Here is a 24561-nt window from a genome sequence, read left to right on the forward strand (position 1 = left end):
TCCTCAGATCGTTATCAATTGTTCTATGGGTTGTTCAGGTGTCGAGTCCGAGTTGAGCGAGCACCTCGCGGCGCAGCGCCACGAGCTTCGGATCGTCGCGATGGCGGGGATACGGTGCGTCGTTATGCACTTGCGCAACCACGCGTGCGGGCCGTTCGCTGAAAACGATCACGCGCCCGGCAAGCAGCAGCGCTTCTTCGACGTCGTGCGTCACCAGCAGCACGGAAAAGCGTGCGTCCTGCCACAGCCGCGCCAGTTCGCCCTGCATGCGGATGCGCGTCAGAGAGTCGAGCTTGCCGAACGGCTCGTCCAGCACCAGCAGCGCAGGATCGTTGACGAGCGCGCGCGCCAGCGCCACCCGCTGCGCCATGCCGCCCGACAATTGATGCGGAAACGCTTCGGCAAATTCAGTCAGGCCGACCAGTTCCAGCGCGGCATCGATTCGTTGCCGCGCCTGATCTTCCTGTGGACCACGCCGCCGGGCGAAGCCTCTGCGCTGCGCCTGCGGACCGATCCCGACGTTGCCGCGCACCGTGCGCCACGGGTACAAGGTTGGGTCCTGGAACACCACCACGCGCGACGGATCGGGGCCCGCGATCGTGGCGCCGTCGGCCTGCACGCTGCCTTGCGTCGGCGTATCGAGTCCCGCCACGAGACGCAGCAAGGTGGACTTTCCACAACCGCTCGGGCCCAGCAGCGCGACGAACTCGCCCGGCTCGACCGTGAAGCTGACATCCTGCAACACGGGCAACGCGGCGCCGCGCAATGCGAACTGATGACTGACATGGCGCACGTCGATGCGCGCGCCGTCGCGCAGAGGCGCTGCGGCGGCGTTCTGATTCAGCACTTCGGGCACGGCTACCATTTGAGCAATCCTTTTTGCCAAGCCAGCAAACGGTCACGCAGGCGGAACAGCAACGTGATCAGACCGGAGCACATGAGCGCCATGACCAGCAGCGCGGCATACATATTCGAATAGGCCGCCCAACCCTGGGCCCATTGCAGGTACCAGCCGAGTCCCGCTTTCACACCCATCATTTCCGCGACGATCAGCACCGAGAACGATGCGCCCAGCCCCATGAACAGGCCGACGAATACCGACGGCAACGCCGCCGGAATCGCGACACGCAGGATCAGAAAAGCCGGTCGCGCGCCGAGCGTGCGGGCGATGTCGTAATAAGCCGGGTTGACGCCGGCCACACCGGACCAGGTCAGAACGGCCACCGGAAAGGCGGTCGCCAGCGCGATCAGGAACACGCTGGCGCTAAAGCTCGACGGAAAGAAGAAGAACGCCAGCGGCAACCACGCGGTAGCCGGCAGCGGTCCAATCAGGCGCAGCACCGGATGGACCCAGTAGCTGACCGCTTGCGACCAGCCGATGCTCACCCCCGTCACGAAGCCTGCCGCCGCGCCCAGCACGTAGCCATAAGCCAGTAGTCCAAACGAATGCACGACACTCGAACCCAGCCGCGGATAGTCTTCGGCATAGACGCCGATTAGCGCTTGCGGCGGCGCGAAAAAAGGCCGCGGCAGCCATTCGAGTTGCGCCGTGACCACCTCCCATACGCTCACGCCGAGCGCCAGGGCGAGCAACCACGGCATGGCCGCGAGCCACGCATGGGTGCGCGTGGGCGTCCTCGCCTGAAGGGACGGATTACGCCACCCGGCGATAGCTGTCGCGGCCGCGAATACGGCGAGCACCAGCTTGAGCGCGAGGTATTCTTTCGTGTACGGCCAGTCGTCCGCGCTCGGCCACCATTTGGTCAGCGCGGCGCTGCCGAGCCATGCCAGCGCCGCGAGACCGGCGATCCAGACGCTGCGTGAGAGTCCACGCCTTGCTATGGGGCGCGCGGCACCGTGAGGCTCCGCGCCGCTAGCCGGAGCGCGCGTCGCGATCGATTCGAACTGAGTGGACATAAAGGTTCCAGCCTCCTGCGTTGTTGAGCTCGCGTGAGTTCGTGCCCGCTTCCGGGTCCGCTTTGGAGCCCGCTTCTGGACGAACTTCAGGCGACGTCGGCCCGGTCGTGCTGCCAGACGCTCTGTGCGTAGACCGATTCGTCGAAATCCGCGGCGATGTCGCCATGAATACGTGCTGCGTGCGCGTCCAGATCGGCGAGAAACAGATCGCGGCTGATGCGCTGGACCACGGCGGGAATGTCGCGCTTCAGGCTCGGCACGTCGCCGACCGGCAAGCCGAAACTGACAAAGGCCGCCGGGTTGTAGACGTGAATGTTCTTCAGATAAGGCGCTTCACCCTCGACCTTCTCGAGGTATTCGAGCGCGGCGCCGAGATACGGATGCGCGCCAAGCGCGTCGTCGTTATCGCCGGCGGCGGGCACGTATTGATCGCGCCACAGGCGGACATGTCCGGCGATCTGCGCCAGTTCCGGCCGCAGCGCGAGATCGATGGCGTAACCCGTGCCGGCAATCACGAAATCGAATGTCAGCGACTCCCCCGCCACCTCGGTTTCGACGCGCCCGTTCCTGACGTCGACGTGCGACCACTGCGTGCCGGGATGCAGATGAAAGTTCGCAAACCGCGTGACGCGCTCCACCGCGTCGAGCGGCGGCGTCGAACCGGCGCGGCGAAAGCGCCGTGCCTGTGACCAGCGAATCGCGTCAGGCAGATGGAAATAGTTGTCGTACGCACCGGGATAGGCGCGAGCGCGAGTCACCGGCACCGAAGCAATCCGCTCACGCCGCGCGAACAGATGGACCTGCCCTGCGCCGGCTTCGAGCGCCGTTGCTGCCGCATCGAACGCGGAGGCCGCGCCGCCGATCACCGCGACGGATTTACCGCGCAAGGCGGAAAAATCGATTGCCTCGGAGGTGTGGGCAAGCAAGGTGGACGGCAGCGTTTTCAGCACAGCGGGAATGCTAGGTCCGCCATTGCCCGCGACGCCGTTGCCAAGCACGATCTTGCGCGCCGTCTCCACGACGCTCCGAACCGTGCCGCCGTCACGCACGTCCAGATGCAAACGGAAATGCTCACCCGCCGGTTCGATTCGCGTGAGGCGGGTGCCGTAGCGAATCGGAATCTCGAGGAAATGCCGGTACCACGCGAGATATTCCGCCCAGCGCGTACGTGGAATCCGATCGATTTCGCCATACGACTCGGCACCGAAGCGCGCTTCATACCATGCCTGAAAGCTCAACCCCGGCAGCCCTCCTTCGGGACCCACCAACGATTTCGGGGTGCGCAGCTTGTTCATGCGGGCGCGATTCAGCCACACGCCCGATTGGTCTTCATCGGCGGCGGCATCGATCACGCTGACCTGACCGATGCCGGCGCGTTTCAACGCAAAGGCGAATGCCGTGCCGGTTTGGCCGCCGCCGACAATCAAGACGTTATGGTCAATGCCCTCGCGTGGCGGAACCCAGTTGTCGGGTGCCGGACCAATCAGCCGAAGTGTGTCGAGCGCATGCTGATCGGAGTGAGTGATTTGCGTCATGGAGTCGGGTTCGGCCAGAGAGTTGAACTGCGCACGGATACGTCGAAACCGGATGGCACGGCCATCGGACGATCAAGTATCGCGGCGCTGCGGGCTTACCCAAACCAACAAATTTCGCTTTGCTTATTTGTTTCGGAGCGCTCGGCGTCCATTCGACCCCTGCCAGGAAAAACGAGCACTTTAATCGCATTGCGATTAATTGCATTTCAATGCGATTTTTTTACTTCTATGCTTTTTCTCAGGCAGCGCTGGTTTCGTCCCATTCGGGTCGCAGCCGAGTCGAAGCCGCCGCCCGATCAAGGAACCGGAAATGAACCCAGTCGCGCCCTTGTTAGCCAGCTTGCAAAACGAACTCGGAGCGGACGCGATCCTCAGCGCCGAAGCCGACCTCGACGGCTTCATCGAGGATTGGCGCGGCCGCTACAAGGCGCCGGCGCTCTGCGTTGCGCTGCCCTCGACGACGGCGCAGGTGTCCGCGGTGGTCCGCCTGTGCGCGGCGCACGGCGTGCCGGTCCTGCCGCAAGGCGGCAACACCAGCCTGTGCGGCGGCGCCGTGCCCGCGAGCGAAGGCGCCCGGCCGGTCATCGTCAACCTGTCGCGGATGCGCCGGATTCGCTCGATCGACACGGCCAACGGCTCAATGGAAGTCGAAGCCGGCTGCGTGCTGAAGACCGTGCAGGATGCCGCCGCGGCCGAACAGCGGCTCTATCCGGTAAGCCTCGGCGCCGAAGGCTCATGCCAGATCGGCGGCAATCTGTCGACGAATGCGGGCGGCACCGGCGTTCTGCGCTACGGCAATACGCGCGACAACGTGCTCGGTCTCGAAGTGGTACTCGCCGACGGCACGATCTGGAACGGCCTGCGGGCGCTGCGCAAAGACAACACCGGCCTCGATCTGAAGCATCTGTTCATCGGCACCGAAGGCACACTCGGCATCATCACGGCGGCCACGCTGAAGCTGCATCCGCTGCCGACGCATCACGCGCTCGCATGGTTCGCGCCCGTCGATCCGGCGGCCGCGCTCCGTATTCTCAGCCTGTTTCAGGCCGCCTGCGGCGCGCGCCTGAATGCGTTCGAGATGATCAACCGCCGCCAGCTCGAACTCGTGATCGAACACGTGCCCGAGCGCCGCAATCCGCTTGGCGAACTGCACGACTGGCACGTGCTGGTCGAACTCGCGGACACCCGCGGCGGCGAGGAAATGGCAGAACTGCTGCAACACACGCTCGAACAGGCCGCCGCTGACGGCCTCATTGCCGACGCCGTGCTCGCCAGCAACGACACCCAGCGCGCCGCGCTTTGGGAAATTCGCCACAGCGTGTCCGAGGCGAACAAGAAAGGCGGCGTGGGCTTGACGACCGATTGCGCGGTGCCGGTGTCCGCGGTCCCCGCTTTCATCGAGCAGGCCACGCGCGCGGTCCATGCGCTCGTCCCCGGTCTCGAGATTCTGGTGGTGGCCCATCTCGGCGACGGCAACGCGCACTTCATTCCGTTCTTCAGCTTCGACGCATGGCGTGAATTAGCGGACCCCGCTGCGATGGCTACCGCTATGCGCCGCTGCGTGAACGACGTCGCGCACGAATTGCACGGCACGTTCAGCGCCGAACACGGTGTCGGCCAGACCGGACTCAGCGAAATGGCTCACTACAAATCCGCCGCCGAACTGACTTTGATGCGCGCGGTAAAACAGGCACTCGATCCGCAGCAGCTGTTCAACCCCGGCCGGTTGCTGCCGTGACGCCCTGCCCGGTGAACCGCCGCGCGATTTGAATTTTCGCCTTTCCGGTCTTCCGCTTATCCACGCTTCCCACGCTTGCCACTTTCCCTGGAGTCGTCATGAAAAAGCAGCCCACACGCGATCAGATTCAGCAACCCGGCCGCCGCACGGCCATCAAGGCGGCGCTGGCAGGCACGGCGGCGGTCGCCTTTCCGTTCGTCTGGACACCGTCGCGCGCGGCCAGCAAACGGATCGTGATTCGTGACGACGGCGGTATCTACACGAAGGCCTACGGCGCGGTGTTCTACCGGCCGTTCACCGAGAAGACCGGCATCGAAGTGGTCGGCGTGCAGGCCAACGCCGAACCGACCGCGCTGATCAAGAGCATGGTCGACACCGGCAGCTACACCTGGGACATGGCGAAGATCAGCCAGCCGGCGATTCTTCTGCTGACCGGCGGCGGCAAGGACTACCTCGAAAAACACGGGCTGGAATCCGATCCGGTGATCGCCAAGATTCCTAAGCAATATATGTCGCCGTACGGCGTGGGCACCAATATCTACACCACCGTGCTCGCTTACCGCACCGACGCGTTCAAGGGCCGCAAGGCGCCGGCCTCATGGGCCGATATGTGGAACGTGAAGGATTTCCCGGGCCGCCGCGGCCTGCGCAAGTATCCGTTCGACACGATGGAACAGGCCTTGATGGCCGATGGCGTAGCGACCGGCCAGGTCTATCCCTGCAACCTGGACCGCGGCTTCGCGAGCCTCACGAAGATCGCGAAACACGTCGACGTGTGGTGGACCACCGGCGCACAGGTCGAACAGATGCTGGGTTCAGGCGAAGTGGACATGATCAGCACGTGGGTGTCACGGGCGCAGTCGGCGATCGCGAACGGAGCGCCAGTCGGCATCGTCTGGAACCAGAATATCTGGGGCGTCGACAACTGGTCGATCCTGAAGGGCTCGCCGAACGCCGATGCATGCCGCGAGTTCATCAAGTTCGCCGCCGATCCGAAGCGCCAGGCCGCGCTGGTCGACTATTTCCCGGCGGGCGTTACGCAACCCGAAGCCTTCAATTTCATCAAGCCGGAGATCGCGAAAAACTGCCCGACTTATCCGCAGAATATGACCAACGGCCTGCATATCGATGCGAAGTACTGGCAGGAAAACCAGAGCGTCGCGCTCGAGCGGTTCAATCGCTGGATCTTGACGTAAGCGCGCCGCCGCTCCCTGTCACCTTTTCATGGAGGCCGATTTCATGTCCGCTTCGAATCTTCAGATCACGGGACTCAGCAAACGTTACGGCGATTTCGTCGCGCTCGCGCCGACCAGTCTCGACGTCGCCGAGGGCGAATTCCTGACCTTGCTCGGGCCGAGCGGCTCAGGCAAGACCACCCTGCTCAGCCTGATTGCCGGCCTCGCACTGCCGGATGAAGGCCAGATTCGCATCAATGGGGTGGACGTGACGTACGGCGCGCCGTATGAACGCGACATCGGCATGGTGTTTCAGAACTACGCGCTGTTTCCGCACATGACGGTCGCGCAGAACATTGCGTTCCCGCTGCAGATGCGCAAGACCGACGCCAAGGCCACTCAGGACAAGGTGATGCAGGCGCTGGAAATGGTGCATCTGCCGCATGTGGCGCAACGCTATCCAAGAGAGCTGTCCGGCGGCCAGCAGCAACGGATCGCGCTCGCGCGCTGCATGGTCTACCGGCCGTCGATCATTTTGATGGACGAACCGCTCGGCGCGCTCGACAAGAAACTGCGCGATCACATGCAGCTCGAAATCAAACGCATCCATCGCGAACTCGGTACCACGATCGTCTACGTAACGCACGATCAGGAAGAGGCCATGACCATGTCGGACCGCATCTGCCTGATGAACGCGGGTTCGATCGCCCAACTCGGCACGCCGGCCGATCTGTATTTCCGGCCCAACAGCGTGTTTGTCGCGGACTTTCTCGGCGAGTCGAATCTGCTCGACGCGGTGGTTACGAGCCGGGCGGGCGATCAGGTGCAGATCAGCGTGCAAGGCGTCGCAAAAGGCGAGGCGATGGCCTACGACCCGGTGATCGGCAACGGCAAGACCGTCAAGCTGATGCTGCGTCCGCAGAATCTGCGCGTGCATGACGGGGCGAACACCGACCCAGGCAACGGCGGCAGCCTGTCGGCGAAACTCACCGACATCATGGTGACCGGCAGTATGACGAAGCTCTATCTCGAGCCGCATACCGCCAATGCCGCGCCGCTCGTCGCCGCCTTCCCGACCAACCGTTTCGGCAGCCAGTACGAAGTCGGGCAAACGCTCGGCCTGTCGTGGCTCGCCGCCGACGCCGTCGCGATCGCGGGGTAGGCGATGAATCATTCCGCTCTGAGCGCGCGCCCTTCTCAACCGGCGGGGCCGGCGCAGCCCATCCAGCCCGCGCCGCGCCGGGCCGCCTGGCGCGCGTGGCTGAAGCCCGGCGCGAAAGGCGCGCCGCTCGTCGTATTGCTGCTTGTGATGCTGGTCTATCCGGTCGGCCAGCTCCTGCTGCTCAGCATTCACAACGACGCCGGCTTCACGCTGATCGAATACAAGCGGCTCTTCGCGTCGTCCGTGTATGTGGACGTACTGCTGATCACGCTGAAAGTGTCGCTATGGACCACGTTCTTCTCGGTGCTGACCGGTTATCCGATCGCGTATCTGATTTCGTCCGCGAGCCGGGCACGCAAGAACCGCCTGCTGTTCTGGGTCCTGCTGTCGTTCTGGACCAGCTTTCTCGTGCGCACCTTTGCATGGGTCGTGCTGCTCGGGCGCAACGGCGTCATCAATCAACTGCTGCTCAAACTCGGCATCATCGACGCACCGCTGAGCCTGCTCTATCACTTTTCCAGCGTGATCGTCGGCATGGTGCATGCGCTGATGCCGCTCGCGGTGCTGACCATGCTGTCGGTCATGGAGAACATCGACCGGCGCCTGCCGAGCGCCGCGGCCACGCTGGGCGCGCGTCCCGGCACCGTGTTCTGGAAGGTGTATTTCCCGCTGTCGCTGCCAGGCGTCGCGGCCGGCGCGCTGATGGTGTTCGTCACTGCGATCGGCTTCTTCATCACGCCGACGCTGCTGGGCGGCCGCCATCAAACGATGATCACCCAACTGATCATCGATCAGGTCATGCAGGCGCTGAACTGGGGATTTGCCGGCGCGATTTCGGTGCTGCTGCTCGCGGTCGTGCTGGTCGTCTTCCTGGTGTACGACCGCATGGTGGGCCTCTCGACCATGGCGGGCGAAAGCGCGGGCGCGAAAGGCTCACGCGCGGGCGGCTGGAGCCGCAAGCTCGGCGAGCTGATCCTAAGCGCGCTCGGCAATGCAACGGACGCCTTGCTCGCCATCCTGCCCCGCTCGCGCGCAGGCCGCAAACGCAATGCGCCGGGCAGCGGCGAAAGCCTGACGCTGCGCGTGATCGTGTTTCTGCTGCTGGTGTTTCTCAGCGCACCGGCCTTCCTGATGATCCCACTGTCGTTCGATTCGGCTTCCGGGCTGGCATGGCCGCCGCATGGATTCTCGCTGCAATGGTATCGGCAGATCGTCGATTCGCCGCTGTGGATGCAGGCGATCACACGCTCGATGCTGGTGGGGCTCGGCACCGGTTTGCTGTCGATGCTGATCGGTACGCCCGCCGCATTCCTGCTGGTGCGCGGCGGCATGCGCGGCAAGGCGGCCATGCTGGCGTTCGTGCTCTCGCCGATCGTCGTGCCGCGCATGATCATCGCGGTCGGCATCTTCTATTTCTTCGCGAAGATCGGCCTCGTCGGCTCGTCGCTCGGCCTGGTACTGGCTCACACGACGGTCGCCGTACCCTACGTCGTGATCACGATGATGGCCGTGCTGCGCAATTACGACACCCGTCTCGATCTCGCCGCGCAGAGCATGGGCGCGCGTCCGTGGGCCACCCTGCGCCGCGTCACCTTTCCGATTCTGGGCGCGGGTTTGATGTCCTCGTTCCTGTTCGCGTTCGCGACCTCGTTCGATGAACTGACCATCGCGCTCTTCACCTCGGGCGGTCTCAGTACGACCTTGCCCAAGCAGTTCTGGGACGAAATCACGATGCAGATCTCGCCGGTCATCGCTGCCGTATCGACCTGCCTCTTCATCTTTATCGCGGCGCTCATCTGGGTCGCGGACCGTTTGCGCCGGCGCAGCCTCGCCGCCTGAACCCATTCATTCACCGAGACTCTTCATGCTTTCAGCACAACAATTACGCGGCGTTCTGCCGGCCATTCCGACACCGGTCAACGCCGACGACACGATCGACAGCGGCGCGGCCCGCACCCTGATCCGCTATCTGCTCAAGCAGGGCGTGGACGGCCTCGTGCCGCTCGGCGGCACCGGCGAATACGGCGCGCTGGCGCGTGCCGAACGCATCCGCATGGCCGGCGTCGCCGCCGAGGAAGTGGCGAGCAGCATCCCGGTAATCGCCGGCGTGCTCGACCCGGGATATCACGATGCCATGCAGGCCGGCAAGGAATTCGCCGCGGCGGGTGCGGACGGCTTGCTGGTGCTGACGCCCTATTACACGAATCCGACCCAGGGCGGCATTCGCGACTACTTCCTGCGTTACGCCGACGAATCGCCGCTGCCGATCCTGATCTATGAGATTCCGTATCGCACGCGCATTTCGATCGCGCCTGAAGTGCTGCACGAACTCTCGAAGCATGAGCGGATCATCGGCATGAAGGCGTGCAATACCGACATGTGGCACTTCCTGCGCACCGTGGCCGGCGTCGACGAATCGTTCTCGGTCTTGAGCGGCGAGGACACGCTGTTTCCGCTGCATGTCGCGGCGGGCGCGCGCGGCGGTATCGTGGTGACGGCCAGCCTGTTGCCGAGCGCGTGGCAAACGATCTATCGGCTCGCCGCCGAGGGCAGGACACAGGAATCGCTGGCCTTGCACCGCAAGCTGATTCCGTTGATGAACCTGGCGTTTGCCGAAACCAATCCGGGGCCGATGAAATCGGTGATGGATCTGATCGGCGTGCATGCGCCGACGATGCTCGCGCCACTCGTGCAGGCCGCACCGGAGTTGTCGGCGAACCTGCGGGTCGAACTGGAAAAGCAGCTCGACGCGTTCGAACGCCGTGCGTGAAAGCTCAACGAGCACTGAGTAAGCGGTAAATAAGCAGTAAATAAGCGCTCAGCGCTGATAACCCGTGAGCCGCGACTTCGAGATCGACGTCGCGGCCACCTGCACGTGCTGCGCGAGTTCGGCTTCCACTTTCTCACGCGACCAGCGCGAGGTCGGCACCGAGATATTGATTGCGGCGACGCCCATGCCGCCGTGATCCGTCACCGGCGCGGCAACGGAAATATCGCCGAGCACGGTTTCGTTCTCGACTACCGCGTAGCCGCGCCGGGCGACTTTGCGCACGCGTTCGAGCAGTTTGTCGGGATCGGTTTCGGTGTAGTGCGTAAGCGGTTCGAGGCGCGTTTGGGCGAGGATCTCGCGCACGCGGTCGTCGGACAGACGCGAGAGGATGGCGATGCCGGCAGCGGTGAACATGGCCGGCAAACGCGCGCCGACCACGATGTCGATATTCACCAGATGCTGGCCGGGAAATCGCGCGACGAACACGATCTCATGCCCGTCGAGTTCCAGCAGATTGGTGGTCTCGCCAAGCCGCCGGCTGATGTCGAGCAGATACGGTGAAGCCTTGTCGATGAGCTCGTTGGCACGCACGTAGTTGTAGGAGAACTGCAGCACTTTCGTCGTGAGGCCGTAGTTGCGAGTGTCGGGCACGCGGTACAGATAACCGAGCGCTTCCAGCGTATGCACGAGACGCTGCGTAGCGCTGCGATCGAGGCCGGAGGCTCGCGCGATATCGACGAGGGTCATGTGGCGGTTCGGCCCGTCGAACGCGTGCAATACCTGAAACGCCTTCGCGGTCGAGCCGACGAATAGCGACGAGCGCGGTGTCTCCGGTTCAGCCGCCCTGGTCTTGCGGACTGTGCCTCTGGCGTGTTCTGACATGGTGGTAGCGCGGCCCTTAAGGCGAATCGAACAGATCGAGAAGATCGAATAGCAGTTATCTCGATTGTAATGCGATTGAATCGGACAACAGCAGCATATTTGAAGTCTGTGGAGCATTCATGCTTTCATGCGTAGCCGATTATCGGATCGCCGCCCGGAAACGTCTGCCGCGCCTTGCCTTCGACTATCTCGACGGCGGCGCCGAGGACGGCGACGCGTTGCGCCGCAATGCCGAGGCTTACCGTCAGTGGCTCTTCAAACCGCGTGTGCTGACCGACGTGTCGTGCTGCTCCAGCGCCACGCAGTTTTTTGGACGCGAGGCGGCCGCCCCGTTGATCGTCGGGCCGACCGGCCTGAACGGCCTGTTCTGGCCGCGTGCCGACGAACTGCTCGCCCACGCCGCGAGCGAGGCAGGGTTGCCCTTCGTTCTGTCGACCGCCTCCACCTCCCTGCTCGAAGACGTGCGCGCCGCCGCGCCGCGCGGCGACCTGTGGATGCAGCTCTACGTGCAGCAGGATCGCGGTATTGCAGAAGACCTGATGCGGCGCGCGAGCGCGGCAGGCTTTTCCACACTGGTCCTGACGGTGGATGTGCCGGTGCACGGCAAACGCGATCACGACACCCGCAACGGCTTCGCGCTGCCTTTACGGCTATCGCCGCGGCTCATCGCCGATTGCATGCGCCATCCGCACTGGTGCTGGCAGATGGCGCGCCATGGTTCGCCGCAGTTGAAAAACATCGCGCGCAGCGTCGGCGAGCGGGCCGATCTGTCACGTCACGCCGCCATGCTCAGCCGGCAGATGGACTTGACGCTCGGCTGGACGGATCTCGAATGGGTCCGGCGGCACTGGAGCGGCAAGCTGATCGTGAAAGGCATCCAGGGGCGCGACGACGCATTGCTGGCGCTCGCCCATGGAACGGATGGGATCGTGCTGTCGAATCACGGCGGACGGCAATTGGGCAGCACGTTCGCGCCGCTCGAACTGTTGCCGGACGTCGCCGAAGCCGTGGGGAACCGTCTCGATGTTTTCGTCGACGGCGGCGTGCGGCGCGGCAGCGATGCATTGAAAGCCGTTTCTCTGGGCGCCCGTGGTGTCCTGCTTGGACGCGCGCCGCTTTACGGTCTGGCTTCGCGCGGCGGCGCCGGCGTCAAGGAGGTGCTGGCCCTGATGCTGCAGGAGATGCATATCGCCATGCGCCTGCTGGGATGTAGCGCACTCGCTCAACTGCAACCGGGGCTGGTCGAGCGCGCCGCATGAGTGTCCCATGAGCGTCGCATGGTAGCCATGCAATTCGTCACGGCCAAACGACGAATTCAACTATGCAAATCGGGAAAACGCGCACTTGCACACCACAAGTGCCGCGCGGCGCCATTCACGCGGTGTGGTTCGAACTACCGCAGATTTTCTTATCAGCAATGATTGGTTGGATTCAGACGCCCGCGAATCTAACTTGTAGTGCCGGCTGTTTGCCCACCTGAGCATTTTCAGCCCACTCCCCTCATTCGACTGGTATTGCCGCATGCGCTATTTCCGTCTGCTGAAATCTTTCTTCGCCGTGGCGGCCCTGTCGCTCGCCGCGGTTCACGCCTATGCCGACAAGCCGGCGGTGATCCGCATCGGCGTCGCGCAACAAGGCAACGGCGATCCGCCAACCTTTGGCGGATCGCCTGCCGCGACGGTGCAGTTGCAGCAGTCGCTAGAGAAAGAATTCGCCGCTGACGGCATCAAGGTCGAGTGGCTGTTCTTCAAAGGCGCCGGCCCCGCCGTCAACGAAGCGATCGCCAACAATTCACTCGACTTCGCCTACCAGGGCGATCTGCCCGCGGTGCTCGGCCGCGCCAACGGCTTGAAGACGCGCCTGCTGCTCGCCTCGGGCGTACGCTCCGGCGTCAAGATCGCCGTGCCTCCGGATTCGGACATTCGCTCGATCAAAGACCTGAAAGGCCGGCGCGTATCGATCTTTCGCGGCACCAATCTGCAGCTCGTCGCGGACAATGCGCTCGCAGCCAATCAACTCGACGAGCGGGATCTGCGCGTGATCAATCTCGACTCCGCGAGTTCGCTCGCCGCGCTGGCGTCCAAAGGAATCGACGCGTCGGTCAACGATTACCACCTGTACAAGTTGCGCGACCAGGGCCTCGCGAAGATCGTCTACGAATCGCAGAACGACGGGCCGCAATTCACCCGTCAGGCGCATCTGCTGGTGCTCGACGACTTCGACCGCGCGCATCCGGATATCGTGCAACGCGTCGTCAACGTAGTCGTCAAAGGCGCGCAATGGTCGTCCGACGAAGCGAACCGCGACGCCCTCTTCAAGCTGTGGGCCAGAAGCGGCGTGTCCTATTCCTCGTGGCAGGCCGAATTCGCGAATCAAAGCCTGAAGGACCGCAACTCGCCGTTGATCGACCCGTTCATCGTCGCGCGCTATAAGGCGGTCGCCGCGGATGCACTGAAACTCAAACTGATCCGTCAGCCGGTCCAGGTCGACAACTGGTTCGAGACGAAATATCTCGACAACGCGCTACGCACGCAACAACTCGACCACTACTGGACGCGCTACGACGCCGCCGGCAAGCCGCTAAGCTAAAAACGGAAGCGATCACGATGAGCGAAACCGCCCTCCATGTCGAGCGCGACCGGCTCGGCCACGCTGCCGCGGCGCCGCGCGCGCCACTCTATCGCAATGCACGCTTGCGCGCCCTCGCCTGGCGGCTCGCGCCGTGGGTATTGCCGGCGGTCCTGTTCGCCTTGTGGAGCATCGGTTGCGAGCGCGGCTGGATCGCGCCGCAGATCCTGCCTCCGCCCGAGCGCGTGTTCGACACGTTCGTCGAGCTTGCGAAGAGTGGCGACCTGGTCAGCAACACGCTGATCAGTCTGCAACGCGTGCTGTTCGGTTTCGCCGCGGGCACCCTGCTCGGTTTTGCGCTTGGCGCGGCGCTCGGCCTGTCTCGCACCTTCGAAGCGTACGTGTTGCCGAGCTTCAATGCGCTCGTGCAGATTCCGGTGCTCGGCTGGCTGCCGTTTCTGCTGCTGCTCGTCGGTGTAGGCGAGCCGCTCAAATACATTCTGATCGCGCATGCCGCGCTGGTGCCCGTGACGTTGAGCACGCTGCAAGGATTCCGCCAGCCCCCCGCGTCGCTCGATGAAGTCGCACGCGTATTCGAATACAGCGGCTGGCAACGAATCGTTTATCTCGTGCTGCCCGCGGCCGTGCCGACGCTTGCCACCGGCGTACGGCTTGCGTTCACCAAAGCCTGGCTCGCGCTGGTAGTGGTCGAACTGGTGGCCTCGTCCGAAGGGCTTGGCTATCTGATCGTCTACGGCCGGCAGTTGTTTCAGCTCGATCTGGTGATGGCGTCGGTGGTGGTGGTCGGCGCAATTGGTTACGCGATGAATCGTTTGCTCGACGCACTCGAAGCGCGTTTGCGGCGCGGTCAACCGTCGGCGTTTCGCGAGTAATGGCGCCAAACGCTGCCATGCATCGCTTGTGAGGTATCTACGATGAGTCTTGCTCTTTTCAAGCGCAGCTCGGGCGTGAAGCAGGCAACACCTGCGTCCTGCGACTGCGCTAACGTGCCCGCCTCCTTCCAGCGCGCCGCGCGGCCACGCCGGCCGCTGCTCACACGCGTCGACTGGCGCGGCGCCGTCTTGCCGGTCGTCGCCATTGCAATCTGGTGGGCTGTCACGCAAGCGCACCTGAGCAAAAGCGGTCTGCTGGTCAGCCCCGCGCAGGTGCTGGCCACCGCCTGGCAGCAGATTGTCAGCGGCGCGCTGTTCAGGGCCCTCTCCGCGTCGCTCGCGCGCGAAGCCAGCGGCTTCGTGATCGGCACGCTGGGCGGCCTGCTGCTTGGCAGCGCGCTCGGTTTCTCGCGTCTCGCCACGCGCATGATCGGCCCGAGTTTCGACACGTTCAAACAGATCTCGCTGTTCGCATGGATTCCGCTCATTTCCGTGTGGTTCGGCCTTGGCGACGCGGCCAAAGTCGTGTTCCTCTCGCTCGCGGCCTTGCTGCCGGTCGCCGCGCACACCTGCGACGGCATTCACGCAGTACCGCGCGCCTATATCGAAGTCGCGCGCGCATTCCGCTATTCGCGCTGGCAATTGATCCGCGCGGTCATTCTGCCGGCCGCGCTGCCGTCGATTTTCACCGGCATCTATCTCGCGCTGATCTATTCGTGGCTTGCCACGCTCGGCGCGGAATATCTGCTGGTGGCGGGCAGCGGAATCGGCAATACGCTGATCGACGGCAGCGAACAGTTCCGCATGGATCTGGTGCTGTTCGGCGTGATCGTGGTCGGGGTGACCGGCTGGGCGCTGAACGCCCTGGCGCGCGCGGCGGAACGAGCGATCTTTGCGCGCCGCTCACAGGTGCCGGCACGATAGACACGCCGTATTCGCGATTCACCGAGGGCGCGCCGCGGATACACCGAACCCACACCGAAAACGTACCAAACGCGCACCGTATTTGCCCCGAACACAGATCAAGGTCCACCCATGACTTCTTCCACGCTTGCCGAAAGCATCGACATTCTCCACGTCAGCAAACGCTATGCGCAGCAGGACGGCACCCCGCTCGCGGTACTCGACGATATCAGCCTGCGGGTGCGTCCCGGCGAATTCGTCAGCGTGGTCGGGTCCAGCGGTTGCGGCAAGTCGACCTTGCTACGTCTGATCGCGGGACTGGATAGCGATTACATCGGCGATATCGTCGTTGCCGGCGAAAAGGTCCGCGATACGTCGCTCGAACGCGGCATCGTGTTTCAGGATCATCGACTGTTTCCGTGGCTCACGGCGTCGCAAAACATTCTCGCCGCGTTGCGCAATGCGCCGCTGTCAGTGCGCGAAAAACGCGATGCGGTCGCGCAGCACATCGAACTCGTCGGCCTGAAAGGCTTCGAAAATGCGTATCCGCATCAGTTGTCGGGCGGCATGGCGCAACGCGTGGCGATCGCCCGCGGTCTCGTGAACCGTCCGCGCGTCCTGCTGCTCGACGAACCGTTCGGCGCGCTCGACGCGCTCACGCGCGGCCGCTTGCAGAACGAACTGCAACGCATCTGGGAACACGAGCGCATCACGATGATTCTCGTCACGCACGACGTCGACGAGGCGCTCTATCTCGGCGACCGCGTCGTCACGATGGCGCCGCGTCCCGGTCGCATCAAACGGATTGTCGACGTGGCCTTGCCGCGTCCACGCGAGCGTAACGATCCCCGCTTCATTCGTTTGCGCGACGAGGTACTGGCCGATTTCGCCGAACACGACGGCGCGCGCCGCGACCCTCATGAAGACGAACCGCCGCACGGCGGCACGCGCATTCCGGTCGCGAGTCCGTCGATCACCGAATGGCGGCTCGCGTGGTGAGGTGCACCGCATTTCCCATACCTATAAACCCTTCACGGAGCAAATGATGAGCGGTGAAAATCAGCAGAAGCGGCAGATCAAACTGGGCGCTTTCCTGATGGAGACAGGCCACCATATCGCCGCATGGCGACATCCGGATGCGCACGCGAGTGGCGGACTCGACTTCGCACACTATGCGGAACTTGCGCAGATCGCGGAGCGCGCCAAATTCGATGCGGTATTTTTCGCCGACAGCGTGAGCGTGCGGGACACGAATCTGCCCGCACTATCGCGCACGGCGCGCGCCGATCATTTTGAACCGTTGACGCTGCTGTCCGCGCTTTCGGTCGTGACTAAACACGTCGGGCTGATCGCAACCGTCTCCACGACATTCAACGAACCGTATAACCTCGCTCGCAAATTCGCGTCGCTCGATCATCTGAGCGGCGGACGCTCGGGCTGGAATCTCGTCACGTCGAGCACCGAATCCGAGGCGCTCAATTTCAGTTTCGAACGCCATCCGGAGCACGCGATCCGCTATGAACGCGCGCGCGAGTTCTACGACGTGGTCGCCGGCCTGTGGGATAGCTGGGAAGACGATGCATTTATCCGCGACAAGGAAAGCGGCATCTATTTCGACCCGGACAAGCTGCATGTGCTCAATCACGCCGGCAAGCACTTCAAGGTGCGCGGTCCGCTGAACGTCGCGCGTTCGCCGCAGGGGTGGCCGGTTGTGGTGCAGGCCGGCGCATCGGAGGCGGGACGCGAACTCGCGGCGCAAACCGCGGAGGTGATCTTCGTCGCGCATCAGACGCTCGATGAAGCGCAGTCGTTCTATCGCGACGTCAAAGGCCGTCTCGCGAAATATGGCCGTGCGCCGGATCATCTGAAGATCATGCCGGGCATTTTCCCGATCATCGGCCGCACCCAGGAGGAAGCCGACGCGAAATTCGCCGCGCTGCAGGACCTGATCCATCCGACTGTGGGCCTGTCGCTGCTGTCGAATATGTCGGGCGGCGTGGACCTGTCTCAGTACCCCGTCGACGGCCCGTTGCCCGAACTGCCGGAAACCAACGGCGGCAAGAGCCGCCAACGGCTGTTGTTCGATCTCGCGCGGCGCGAAAACCTGACCATTCGCGATCTGTACCTGCGTATTGCCGGCGCGCGCGGTCATCAGCAGGTAGTCGGCACGCCGCAAAGCATCGCGGACCAGTTGCAGCAATGGTTCGAAGAAGAAGGCGCCGATGGCTTCAACATCATGTCGCCGTGGCTGCCGGGCGGCCTGACCGAGTTCGCCGAACTGGTAGTGCCGGAACTGCAACGGCGTGGACTTTTCCGCACCGAATACGAGGGACGCACGCTGCGCGAGAATCTCGGACTGCCGCGACCTGCCAACCGTTATACCGACGTGGCAAAACAGCCGCCCGCCACGTTCTCTTTCGCCAGGAGCATCGCATGAGCGCAGCCGCATTGCAGGAAACACAATCGATTCAGGTTCACCCGCTTTCCGCGCATATCGGCGCCGAGATTCACGGTGTCGATCTCACGCGGAAACTGGACGCGCGGCAGGTCGCGGAGATTCGCGCGGCGCTGCTCAAATGGCGCGTCGTGTTCTTTCGCGAGCAATTCCTGACGCACGAACAACACGTCGCGTTCTCGGCGCAGTTCGGCGAGCTGACCGTGGGGCATCCGGTGTTCGGCCATGTCGAGGGCCACCCGGAGATCTATTCGATCTCCAAGTATCGCAAGGCCACGCGTTTCGAGGGGCAAACGCTGCAACGCCCCTGGACCGGCTGGCATACGGACGTAACCGCCGCGGTCAATCCGCCCTGGGCCTCGATCCTGCGCGGCGTGACGATTCCGCCTTACGGCGGCGACACGCAGTGGACCAGCCTCGTGGCCGCGTATCAGAAGCTCTCCGCACCGTTGCGCGCGTTCGTCGACGGTTTGCGCGGGCTGCATCGTTTCACGCCGCCTGCCGGTGCGAGCGGTACGGAGGCGTTTGTGAAAGCCGTCGAGCAACGCATTCTCGTCACCGAACATCCGCTCGTCAGAGTGCATCCGGAGACCGGCGAGCGGGCACTGTATGTGAGCCCGAGCTTCCTGAAGTCGATCGTCGGCGTGACGCCGCGCGAGAGCCAGGTGCTGCTCGAACTGCTCTGGGAACATGTAACACGGCCGGAATTCACGGTGCGTTTCAGATGGGAGGCCGGCAGCGTCGCCTTCTGGGACAACCGCGCGACGGCTCACCTCGCCCCGACCGATATTTTCGATCTCGACTTCGACCGGCAGTTGTATCGCACCACGCTGGTCGGCGACGTGCCGGTGGGGCCGGACGGCACGCCCTCGGTGGCGGTCGAAGGCTCGCCGGTAAGCGCCGCTGCCGCAGTCGCGTTGAACTGAGTACCGCGCCCTCGACCTCTATCTCTACCTCTTCCCTACCGGGTCCCCCGGAGCTACTGATGACTCTGCAGGCTTCACCCGTTGCGGCCGCCGAACACCCGGCGGCCGCAACTCGCTCCTATCCACCCGCCCACATCATCACCTCCGACGCCGAGGCGATCGGCATCGCGCAGAATCTCGCCAGCCGCTTCGCCGTGGATGCCGCGCGCCGCGACCGGGAGCGCAGGTTGCCGCTCGACGAACTGAACGCCTGTTCGCAAGCGGGACTTTGGGCAATGACCGTGCCCAAGGCCTACGGCGGCGCCCAGGTCTCCTATGTCACGGTCGGGCGCGCGTTCGCGATTCTTGCCGCGGCCGATCCGTCGATCGCGCAAATCCAGCAGAACCATAACAGCGCCGTGTTCTGGCTCTGGAAAACCGGCAGCGAACAACAACGTGCCCATTTTCTCGGTGCGATCCTGCGCGGTGCGCGCTTCGGCAACGCCAACGTCGATGCGGGCCCACCGCCGGTTCCCGGCCCCCGGATGAGCATTACACCGGACGAAGCCGGTTATCGCCTGTCCGGCCGCAAGCTCTATGCAACCGGCGCCCTGTTTGCCGACTATGTCTCGACGATCGGTCAGGATGAACAGGGCCGCCGGATCGTGGCGATCGTGCCTGCAGGACATCCGGGGATGAACATCGTCGACGATTGGGAGAGTTTCGGTCAGAAGACCACCGCGAGCGGAACGGTCATCTTCGACAACGTATGGGTACCCGCGCTCAACGTCCTGCCGATCTACCGAAGCTACGAAGAATGGCCGCAAAACGCCATCACGCAGATCAGTCACGCCGGAATCGATGCGGGTATCGCACGCGCCGCCCTCGACGCGACGATCGCCTTCATCCGGCAACGTGCGTCCAATCCGTCCACGCCGCCGACAGGGCCGATCCATTCCGATCCGTATGTCATCTTCCAGCTCGGCGAACTGAAGACCCGGTTGCACGCGGCCGAGGCCATGCTCGACCGCGCCGGACACGAGATCGACCTATGCCTCGACGACCCGCAACCCGACTCGCTTGCCAAGGCGTCGATCGCCGTGGCCGAAGCCAAGGCGTTGACAACGGAAATCGCGATCCAGGCCAGCAACCGGTTGTTCGATCTGGCGGGCACCCGCTCGACGCATCCGTCATTCAATCTCGACCGGCATTGGCGCGACGCACAGGTTCATACCCTGCACGACCCGGTGCGCTGGAAATACGCCGCCGTCGGCAACTTTTATCTCAACGGCGTCAGACCACCCAGTAGTGGACAGACCTGAACGTACCACAGCCGGAAGCATGCAGACCTGGTTGGGCAACATCGCCGTCAACAGTGAGACGAAACCGGCGTTTTCACATACAGCAAACACGCTGTGGCATGCCTATCGCCGCATCGTTCCGCATCTCGAATGAATAGCAGAATTCGTTGTTTTGCATTGCCAACTCTCGCGTGATTTACTGCAGACACTTAAGTCCTCGCACCGTGTGCGCCAGCGGTTGACTGAGCCGCGCACAGCGATTTCCCAGGCCGCTTCATCGAACACACGCCCCGTCATACGGTCGGCACGGATATTCCCTGTGACTCAATCAACTCTGACCGCGCCCTCGTCCGCATCGCCCGCCGCGCCGGCTTCCACCGACGCGACGCGCGACGCGTCCCCTTTCGTTCCGGTCCGCTCGCCTGCCACATTCGCGGATAGCCCCGTCTCGCGCGCACTGGAGGAGCCCCTGCTGCTCGGACTGTTCCTGCCGATTCAGGCGGGCGGCTGGAGCGCTTCGACACTTGCACGCACCACCGACTGGTCATTCGATTACAACCTGGCACTTGTGCAGAAGGCCGAGGCGTTAGGCTTCGATCTCGTCTTCGCTTTGTCGCAATGGCTGCCGAAGGGTGGCTATGGCGGCGTATTCAACGGCGAGGCGCTGGACTCCTTCATGTCGCTCGCCGCGATGACCGCGCGTACCGAGCGAATCATCCTGGTCGCCACCAGCCATGTGCTTTATGGTCCCTGGCATCCGCTGCATTTCGCGAAGTTCACCGCGACGCTCGATCACATTTCGAAAGGCCGCTGGGGCATCAACGTCGTCACCGGTCATCGCGCCATCGAGCACGAAATGTTCGGCTGGCAGCGTATCGAACATGACCGGCGCTATGAACTTGCCGCCGAGTTTCTCGACGCCGTTCAGCAACTGTGGGCGCAAACGGAGAACTTCAGCTTCGCGCCCGAGCTTTCCTCGTGGAAGCTGGACAAGGCCTTCGTCACGCCAAAGCCGCGTTATGGGCGTCCGCTGCTCGTCAATGCGACCGGCTCGGATGCCGGCATCGATTTCGCTGCGCGGTACTCGGACATCGTGTTCATCACGAGCCCCGCCGGCTCCGAGATCGAGGGCGCGCTGGCCGCGTTGCCGGCTCACACGGCGCGTGTGAAAGCCGCAGCGGCGCAACACGGCCGCAAGATTCGCACGTTGATCAATCCGATGGTGATCTGCCGCGAGACAGAGGCCGAGGCGCTTGCCTATCGCGACGCGATCGTCGCACACGGCGACGAGGGCAGTTTCCACCGCTTCGAAAGCGATGCCCATGCGTGGCGCGGCAACGCGGAACAGCGTAATCAGGCGGCTTCGCGCGCGGTGGGCGGCAACATCTCGATCGTCGGCTCGCCGCAGCAGATCGCCGACTACATCGTGCGCTTGCATCAGGCCGGCGTCGACGGCGTGCAATTGAGCTTCTTCGATTTTCAGCCGGACCTCGATTTCTTCGGCGAGCGCGTGCTGCCGCTGTTGCGCGAAGCCGGCTTGCGGTACTGATGACAAACAAAACACAGAGGTGATCGGATGAGCCGACTTTGGTATACGCGCTGCCCCGCCCCCACGCCGTTCGGCATTGCCGCGCAAAAAGGCTGGCTGGAAGAGGAATTCGCTGCCGACGGCATCGACGTCAAGGCGTTGCAGGATGCCGACGACGTGCAGATCCGCCGCTCGCATTTCACGCACACGCAACCCTGGTCGTTCCGCCAGGGCGGCAATATTCCCGCGCTTTGGGCACGTGCCCAGGGCAGCGACACACGGTTGATCGCCTTGAGCTGGGTGGATGAATTCCAGGCGCTGATCACGCTGGACCGGCACCTCGACACGAGCCCCGAATCTCTTGCCGGACGCCGCTTTGGCTTCCCGCTCAACACTCGCGCGAGCGTGGTCGATTTTCATCGCGCGACCGCCTTGCGCGGTTTTTCTTCGCTGCTCGGCGTGCTGGGTGTGCAACTCGAAGACATCGATCTGGTCGATCTGCCGCACACTCCACGCAGCCTTGAAGACGCGAAACCCGCCACCGATGCCCCGCTCGCCGACTGGCTCGATGCGCAACGCTCGCACGAATTCGCGCGTGAAGCCGCGGCGCTGCTGCGCGGTGAAGCCGACGTCGTGTTCGTCAAAGGCGCGACGGGACTCGATATTACCAACCTGCTCAACGCCAGGATTCTGGTCGACATCAGCGCCCAGCCCAACCGGGCATTGCACGCGAATAACGGCACGCCACGCCCGCTGACCGTGGATGCGCAACTGCTGCGCGAGCGCCCCGACCTAGTCGAACGCGTACTGGCGCGCACGCTGGACACCGGCGCATGGGCCGCCGATCACGCCGGCGACGTGGCGCGGTACGTTGCGCGCGAAACGCGCAGCGCCGAGCATTGGGTCGAGCGTGCGTACCCGGGCGGTCTGCACCGGCAACTGACGATCGGACTCGATCCCCAGGCGCTGGCCGCGCTCGCCGACTTCAAACGCTTTCTGTTCACATGGGGCTTCATTCCCTCGGACTTTGATTTCGACGCCTGGGTAGACCCCACGCCCCTTCGCGCAGCGCTCGCACGACGGCAGGCGCTGACCGCTTCGGTTTGAGTCCGCTTCGGTTTGCGCTCGTTTCGCACCACTCTCTTTTTTCACCCAATCCAACGATGGCACATGTCACCTCGCAGGCGGCGCCATGCCGCCGCGGCCAGCTGTTCAAGCTCGCATCCGGATGGGCGCTCACGCTCGTCGTCGCGCTATCGAGCGCGCTATCGAGCCCGTTTGCGCACGCACAAACTCGCGGCGGCACGCTCAACTTCATCGTCACGCCGGAGCCGACTGCCCTCGTCGATCTGGCTACCACCGCGACCAATGTGCTGAAGGTCAGTCCGAAGGTCGTCGAAGGACTGCTCGAATACGACTTCAAGTTCCAACCCAGGCCGTCGCTCGCCACCTCGTGGGAAGTCAGCGACGACAGTCGTAAATACGTTTTCCATCTGCGCCACGGCGTGAAATGGCAGGACGGCAAGCCCTTTACTTCCGCGGACGTCGCGTACTCGATCCAGACGCTGAGGCAAGTCCACCCGCGTGCGAAGACCACTTTCGCCAATGTCACCGACGTCGCAACGCCGGACCCCTACACCGTTGTCATTACGCTGTCGAAGCCGGCGCCCTATCTGATCAAGGCGTTTTCGTCGTCGGAAACGCCGATCGTGCCGAAGCATATCTACGACGGCACCGACGTACTGACCAATCCCGCCAATAACGCGCCGATCGGCACCGGGCCATTTCGCTTCGTCAAATGGGTACGCGGCAGCTATATCGAGTACGTGCGCAACGACGACTACTGGGACAAGGGCAAGCCCTGGCTCGATCGCATTGTCGTCAAGGTGATCAACGACCCCGCCGCCCGCACCGTCGCATTCGAAGACGGCTCAGCGGATCTGAGCGGCGATTCGCCCGTGCCGCTGTCCGATCTCGAACGCCTGAAAAGCAACCCGAAGCTGGGGCTCGAGACACGCGGTTACGAGTTTCAGGCGGGGGTATCGCGTATCGAGTTCAATCTCGACAACCCGGTGCTGAAGAATCCGAAGGTGCGCCAGGCGATCGCCTCGGCGCTGGATCGCGAAGTGATCCGCAAGGTGATCTACTACGGCTACGCGACGCCGCTCGCGAGTCCGATCATTCCGTCGAATCCCTACTACGACCCCACGCCTACGCCCTATCCGTTCAATGTGGAGCGCGCCAACGCGTTGCTCGACGAAGCGGGCTATCCACGCAAGGCCGACGGCACACGTTTCGCGCTGACGGTCGACCCATTGCCGATCGGCGATCTGCCCACCCGCACCGCCGCTTACGTCAAATCGGCATTGGCTCGCATCGGCATTGCCATCACCGTGCGCAGTCAGGATCTGCCCGCCTACCTGAAGCGAATCTACACCGACCGCGATTTCGATTTAAGCATCAACGGGATGAGCAATCTGTTCGACCCCGTGGTCGGCGTGGCCCGTCTCTACACGACCAATAATTTCCGGCGTGGCGTGCCCTTTACCAACGGCTCCCATTACAGCAATCCGGAAATCGATCAGCTGTTCGCCCAGGTCGCCGAAGAAACCGATGAAGCGAAGCGCAAGGCGTTGTTCGCGCAGATTCAACGGATTCTCGAACGCGATCTGCCGGACATCAATCTCGTGGCGCCGCAGTACCTGACCGTCTATTCGCGCGCGGTGCACAACCATACGACCTCGCCCGACGGCGTCTCGGCCAGTTTCGCCGACGTCTGGCTGCAACGCTAAACCTTTTTCGACTTACATTCTCACGGAGTCCGACTCA

20 protein-coding genes are annotated in these 24561 nt (G+C 63.5%); 16 read left to right on the plus strand and 4 right to left on the minus strand.

The genetic code is table 11. The annotated features are described in order from the left end of the window. Positions 1-34 precede the first annotated feature (34 nt). The 3 genes from AC57B6_RS35765 to AC57B6_RS35775 all read right to left on the minus strand — a co-directional run bounded on the left by AC57B6_RS35765 (position 35) and on the right by AC57B6_RS35775 (position 3452). Positions 35-865, minus strand: coding sequence for an ABC transporter ATP-binding protein (locus tag AC57B6_RS35765; protein WP_144193565.1), 831 nt, complete (start codon positions 863-865; stop codon positions 35-37). Next, positions 859-1917: an ABC transporter permease gene (locus tag AC57B6_RS35770; protein WP_496423084.1), complete on the minus strand. Its 1059-nt coding sequence runs from the start codon at positions 1915-1917 to the stop codon at positions 859-861. The genes AC57B6_RS35765 and AC57B6_RS35770 overlap by 7 nt, the downstream gene beginning before the upstream one ends. An 86-nt stretch (positions 1918-2003) precedes the next feature. Then, positions 2004-3452 carry a SidA/IucD/PvdA family monooxygenase gene (locus tag AC57B6_RS35775; protein ID WP_496423085.1) on the minus strand — a complete coding sequence of 483 codons (1449 nt, stop codon included), beginning with the start codon at positions 3450-3452 and terminating at the stop codon, positions 2004-2006. A 310-nt stretch (positions 3453-3762) separates the two neighbouring features. Between AC57B6_RS35775 and AC57B6_RS35780 the strand changes: the two genes are divergently transcribed. The 5 genes from AC57B6_RS35780 to dapA all read left to right on the plus strand — a co-directional run bounded on the left by AC57B6_RS35780 (position 3763) and on the right by dapA (position 10297). Continuing rightward, a complete protein-coding gene (locus tag AC57B6_RS35780; protein ID WP_496423086.1) occupies positions 3763-5190 on the plus strand; it encodes an FAD-binding oxidoreductase in 1428 nt (475 codons plus the stop codon). A 98-nt stretch (positions 5191-5288) separates the two neighbouring features. Then, positions 5289-6386 carry an ABC transporter substrate-binding protein gene (locus tag AC57B6_RS35785; protein WP_051743536.1) on the plus strand — a complete coding sequence of 366 codons (1098 nt, stop codon included), beginning with the start codon at positions 5289-5291 and terminating at the stop codon, positions 6384-6386. Positions 6387-6429: 43 nt separating this feature from the next. Continuing rightward, positions 6430-7527 (plus strand): ABC transporter ATP-binding protein, encoded by a 1098-nt coding sequence (locus tag AC57B6_RS35790; protein WP_444515535.1) that lies wholly within the window; start codon positions 6430-6432, stop codon positions 7525-7527. Between the two features lie 147 nt (positions 7528-7674). Beyond that, entirely contained in the window at positions 7675-9366 is a 1692-nt protein-coding gene (locus AC57B6_RS35795) for an ABC transporter permease subunit (RefSeq protein ID WP_244207554.1), read from the plus strand. Between the two features lie 25 nt (positions 9367-9391). Continuing rightward, a complete protein-coding gene (dapA, locus tag AC57B6_RS35800; RefSeq protein WP_496423087.1) occupies positions 9392-10297 on the plus strand; it encodes a 4-hydroxy-tetrahydrodipicolinate synthase in 906 nt (301 codons plus the stop codon). A gap of 48 nt (positions 10298-10345) precedes the next feature. Here dapA and AC57B6_RS35805 read toward each other — a convergent pair whose 3' ends face one another. Beyond that, positions 10346-11179, minus strand: coding sequence for an IclR family transcriptional regulator (locus AC57B6_RS35805; protein ID WP_028199781.1), 834 nt, complete (start codon positions 11177-11179; stop codon positions 10346-10348). 119 nt (positions 11180-11298) lie between these two features. Here AC57B6_RS35805 and AC57B6_RS35810 point away from each other — a divergent pair, with 119 nt between their 5' ends. From AC57B6_RS35810 to AC57B6_RS35860, 11 genes are all read left to right on the plus strand, one after another. After that, complete coding sequence (locus AC57B6_RS35810; RefSeq protein ID WP_496423088.1) at positions 11299-12438, plus strand: alpha-hydroxy acid oxidase; 1140 nt, start codon at positions 11299-11301, stop codon at positions 12436-12438. A gap of 262 nt (positions 12439-12700) precedes the next feature. Beyond that, a complete protein-coding gene (locus AC57B6_RS35815; protein ID WP_216751065.1) occupies positions 12701-13768 on the plus strand; it encodes an ABC transporter substrate-binding protein in 1068 nt (355 codons plus the stop codon). A 17-nt stretch (positions 13769-13785) separates the two neighbouring features. After that, the gene (locus AC57B6_RS35820; protein WP_496423089.1) at positions 13786-14640 is read left to right on the plus strand and encodes an ABC transporter permease; all 855 of its coding nucleotides are present in this window, start codon (positions 13786-13788) and stop codon (positions 14638-14640) included. A 42-nt stretch (positions 14641-14682) separates the two neighbouring features. Continuing rightward, positions 14683-15564 carry an ABC transporter permease gene (locus AC57B6_RS35825; protein WP_496423090.1) on the plus strand — a complete coding sequence of 294 codons (882 nt, stop codon included), beginning with the start codon at positions 14683-14685 and terminating at the stop codon, positions 15562-15564. Between the two features lie 111 nt (positions 15565-15675). Then, positions 15676-16542 carry an ABC transporter ATP-binding protein gene (locus AC57B6_RS35830; protein ID WP_144193570.1) on the plus strand — a complete coding sequence of 289 codons (867 nt, stop codon included), beginning with the start codon at positions 15676-15678 and terminating at the stop codon, positions 16540-16542. A gap of 46 nt (positions 16543-16588) precedes the next feature. Then, complete coding sequence (locus tag AC57B6_RS35835) at positions 16589-17980, plus strand: LLM class flavin-dependent oxidoreductase (RefSeq protein ID WP_252889005.1); 1392 nt, start codon at positions 16589-16591, stop codon at positions 17978-17980. Beyond that, complete coding sequence (locus tag AC57B6_RS35840; protein ID WP_178368671.1) at positions 17977-18924, plus strand: TauD/TfdA dioxygenase family protein; 948 nt, start codon at positions 17977-17979, stop codon at positions 18922-18924. Before AC57B6_RS35835 ends, AC57B6_RS35840 begins: the two co-directional genes overlap by 4 nt. Positions 18925-18983: 59 nt before the next feature. Further along, positions 18984-20225, plus strand: a complete 1242-nt coding sequence (locus tag AC57B6_RS35845) for an SfnB family sulfur acquisition oxidoreductase (protein ID WP_496423091.1) — start codon at positions 18984-18986, stop codon at positions 20223-20225. A gap of 313 nt (positions 20226-20538) precedes the next feature. Beyond that, positions 20539-21753: an LLM class flavin-dependent oxidoreductase gene (locus tag AC57B6_RS35850; RefSeq protein WP_198793624.1), complete on the plus strand. Its 1215-nt coding sequence runs from the start codon at positions 20539-20541 to the stop codon at positions 21751-21753. 27 nt (positions 21754-21780) lie between these two features. Further along, positions 21781-22839 carry an ABC transporter substrate-binding protein gene (locus AC57B6_RS35855; protein WP_496423092.1) on the plus strand — a complete coding sequence of 353 codons (1059 nt, stop codon included), beginning with the start codon at positions 21781-21783 and terminating at the stop codon, positions 22837-22839. A gap of 56 nt (positions 22840-22895) precedes the next feature. Next, positions 22896-24524, plus strand: a complete 1629-nt coding sequence (locus tag AC57B6_RS35860) for an ABC transporter substrate-binding protein (protein ID WP_183797912.1) — start codon at positions 22896-22898, stop codon at positions 24522-24524. Positions 24525-24561 lie beyond the last annotated feature (37 nt).

This window comes from Paraburkholderia sp. BGA-UO-ETr-F12 (assembly GCF_059567945.1).